The 2,594-nt window shown below is 40.9% G+C and carries 1 protein-coding gene and 1 pseudogene; one reads left to right on the top strand and one right to left on the bottom strand.

Going from position 1 to position 2,594, the window contains the following annotated elements:
- Window positions 1–2,507: type I polyketide synthase (locus F6J99_RS44000; RefSeq protein WP_293123490.1), on the top strand; the 2,507-nt coding region annotated here is incomplete at its 5' end.
- On the opposite strand, the pseudogene F6J99_RS43995 reads toward F6J99_RS44000, so the two are convergent.
- A pseudogene (locus F6J99_RS43995) lies at window positions 2,468–2,594 on the bottom strand (DUF815 domain-containing protein); the annotation flags it as partial. The gene F6J99_RS44000 and the pseudogene F6J99_RS43995 overlap by 40 nt on opposite strands.

Below are 2,594 nucleotides of genomic sequence, written 5' to 3'. Positions count from 1 at the left end.
GTACAGGAACTTCTCTGGGAGACCCGATGGAAGTGAGAGCTTTAGCTAGGGTGTTTGACCAGGGGCGTGAAGGGGAAAATCTCTTGAATATTGGTTCAGTTAAAACTAATATTGGTCATCTGGAAGCGGCAGCGGGAATAGCAGGTATGATTAAGGTAATTTTGCAATTGCAACATCAGGAAATTGCGCCTCATCTGCATTTGGCTAATCCTAACCCTTATATTGATTGGGAAAATATGCCTTTGAAGGTACCGACTCAACTGACTCCTTGGTTGTCCAAAGAGGAGAAAAGGGTGGCAGGAGTTAGTTCTTTTGGTATGAGTGGTACGAATGCTCATATAGTTTTGGAAGAAGCATCAGTTCAAGTCAGAACTCAGAATGTTGTTGAACGTCCAATTCATCTATTAACTCTGTCAGCAAAAACCGAAAAAGCTCTAGAATATCAGGTCAGTAATTATCAAAATTATCTAGAAACTAATCCCGAATTAGAACTAGCAGATGTATGTTATACGGCTAATACTGGACGCGCTCAGTTTAATCATCGACTAGGGGTGATTGCATCTGAGCCCAAGGAATTAATGGAGAAACTGCTGGGGTGGAAAACTGACTCAGAATTAGTTGGAGTATTTTCAGGACAACCAAATAGCGAAAGTCCCAAAATAGCCTTTCTCTTCACAGGTCAAGGTTCCCAGTATATAAATATGGGAAGGCAACTGTATGAAAAAGCACCAACTTTCCGTCAAGCTTTAGAGCAATGTGATCAAATTCTCCAACCCTATCTGGAAGCATCTCTATTGGAAATCCTTTACCCCAAAGATGCACAAAATTCAAGTAGTTTAGACCAAACAGCTTACACCCAACCCGCCATATTTGCCCTGGAATACGCCCTGTTTAAATTATGGGATTCATGGGGCATCAAACCCAATGTAGTTATGGGTCACAGCGTCGGAGAATATGTAGCAGCTTGTATTGCCGGAGTATTCAGCCTAGAAGACGGTCTCAAACTAATAGCCATGCGAGGAAAATTGATGCAAAAGTTACCCTCCGGTGGTGAGATGGTATCTGTAATGGCATCAGAATCTCAGGTAACAGAGGCCATAAAAGAATATAGTTCCCAAGTAACAATAGCAGCAGTTAACGGACCAGAAAGTATCGTAATTTCTGGTGAGAGTGGAGCTATAGCAACTATTTGTGCTCAATTCAAAAATCTGGGAATTAAGACCAAACAATTACAAGTATCCCATGGCTTCCACTCCCCATTAATGGAACCAATGTTAACCGAATTTGAAGCAGTGGCTAAACAGGTTACCTATAAGGAACCAAAAATACCACTAATATCAAATGTTACAGGTACTGAAGTAGGTGCAGAAATAACCACTGCTGAATATTGGGTAGCTCATGTGCGTCAACCAGTAAGGTTTGCCCAGAGTATGAAAACTCTGGAAGAGCAAGGATATGAAACCTTCCTGGAAATTGGGCCGAAACCAATATTGTTGGGAATGGGAAGGCAATGTGTAACAGAAGATGTGGGAGAGTGGTTGCCCTCATTACGTCCGGGAGTGGATGAATGGCAACAAATGTTATCAAGTTTAGGGCAGTTGTATGTAAGAGGAGTCAAAATAGATTGGTCAGGGTTTGACTCCGACTATAGTCGTCAGAAAGTAGCATTGCCCACATATCCATTCCAACGGGAACGTTATTGGGTGGAAACCAACAACAACTTCTGGCCTCAAAAGCAATTTTCCCAAGGGGACAACCTCCATCCCCTATTAGGTCAAAAGCTAAATTGTGCAGGGGAACAACAGATATTTGCATCACAAATAGGAGAAAACTCACCCAACTATCTGAAGGACCACCGAGTATTTAATCAAGCACTATTTCCCACAACCGGCTACCTAGAAATAGCAATAGCAGCAGGAAATCACCAATTAAAAACATCCCAGATAGTAATAGAAGACCTAACTATAACTAGAGGATGGATACTACCAACAGGAGAATTGACAAATGCCCAAACCCTACTCACCCCAACAGATAACCAAAGCTACAAGTTTCAAATATTTTCTCAACCAGAACAACAGGAGTGGAGACTCCACACCACAGGAAAAATCAGAAAAGAGTCAACCCCCCCTACTCAGACAAAAATTGACCTAGAAAAATACAAGAGTGAATGTGATCAAACAATAGAAATCAAACAACATTATCAAAAATTTAAACAAGTAGGGATAGACTACGGGAATACCTTCCAAGGCATTCAACAATTGTGGTCAGGTTCAAACCAAGCATTAGGTTATATCAAACTCCCCGAAGAATTAATAACACAAACAAACGACTATAATTTCCATCCAGCACTATTAGATGCCGCCTTGCAAGTAATGTCTCATGCACTGCCAGAAACGGATAATGACAAAACTTATCTGCCAATAGGAATAGAAGAATTCAGAGTATATAAGAATCCAGGGCTGAGTAATGTTAAATTCCCTTCCAAGATTACCTTTAAAGCTTTGTAGGAATCATTATCCTCTTCAAAGGATAAATCATCGATAAAGATAATAAATTTTTGAGGCTGGTCTCGCAATTGCTCCGTAATCACCGGT

Origin of the sequence: Moorena sp. SIO4G3 (assembly GCF_010692305.1) — a bacterium.
GTDB classification, from domain to species: Bacteria; Cyanobacteriota; Cyanobacteriia; order Cyanobacteriales; family Coleofasciculaceae; genus Moorena; species Moorena producens_A.
The sequence above is the reverse complement of the archived record's forward strand: the minus strand, read 5'-3'. Positions and strand labels throughout refer to the sequence as shown.